Here is a 1094-nt window from a genome sequence, read left to right on the forward strand (position 1 = left end):
ACCGGGACGGGGGCCTCGCCGTTGCGGCCGTACATGGCCTGGAGCAGGTCCGCCTGCTCGGTCTTGGTGGGCAGGCCGGTGGAGGGGCCGCCGCGCTGGATGTCCACGACCAGCAGCGGCAGTTCCAGGGAGACCGCCAGGCCGATGGTCTCGGACTTCAGGGCCACGCCGGGGCCGGAGGTGGTGGTGACCGCCAGCGAGCCGCCGAAGGCCGCGCCCAGGGCCGCGCCGATGCCGGCGATCTCGTCCTCGGCCTGGAAGGTGCGCACGCCGAAGTTCTTGTGCCGGCTCAGCTCGTGCAGGATGTCCGAGGCGGGGGTGATCGGGTAGGAGCCCAGGTAGAGCGGCAGGTCCGCCTGGCGGGAGGCGGTGATCAGCCCGTAGGACAGGGCCAGGTTCCCGGAGATGTTGCGGTAGACGCCGGGCGGGAACGCCGTCGCCGCCGGGGCCACCTGGTAGGAGACCGCGAAGTCCTCGGTGGTCTCGCCGAAGTTCCAGCCCGCCCGGTAGGCGGCGATGTTGGCGGCCGCGATGGCCGGCCTGCGGGCGAACTTGGTTTGCAGGAACCTCTCCGTGCCCTCGGTGGGCCGGTGGTACATCCAGCTCAGCAGGCCGAGGGCGAACATGTTCTTGCTGCGCTCGGCCTCCTTGCGGGTGAGGTCGAACTCCCTGAGCGCCTCCACGGTCAGCGTGGTCAGCGGTACCGGGTGCAGGCTGTAGCCGTCCAGCGAGCCGTCCTCCAGCGGGCTGCCGGTGTAGCCGACCTTCCGCAGTGCCCGCTGGGTGAACTCGTCGGTGTCGACGATGATCTCCGCGCCGCGTGGCAGGTCGGGGAGGTTGGCCTTCAGGGCGGCCGGGTTCATCGCCACCAGCACGTCGGGGGCGTCGCCGGGGGTGAGGATGTCGTGGTCGGCGAAGTGGAGCTGGAAGGACGACACGCCGGGCAGGGTGCCGGCGGGCGCGCGGATCTCGGCCGGGAAGTTCGGCAGGGTGGAGAGATCGTTGCCGAACGACGCGGTCTCCGAGGTGAAACGGTCACCGGTGAGCTGCATACCGTCACCCGAGTCCCCCGCGAACCTGATGACCACCCGGTC

At 70.9% G+C, this 1094-nt stretch carries 1 protein-coding gene; it reads right to left on the reverse strand.

From position 1 onward, the window contains the following. A partial coding sequence (locus ACH5AO_RS37300) for a 2-oxoacid:acceptor oxidoreductase family protein (RefSeq protein ID WP_398932583.1) occupies positions 1–1094 on the reverse strand: 1094 nt, incomplete at both ends.

It is taken from the genome of Streptomyces sp. NPDC018964, from assembly GCF_044390325.1.
Classification (GTDB): Bacteria; Actinomycetota; Actinomycetes; order Streptomycetales; family Streptomycetaceae; genus Streptomyces.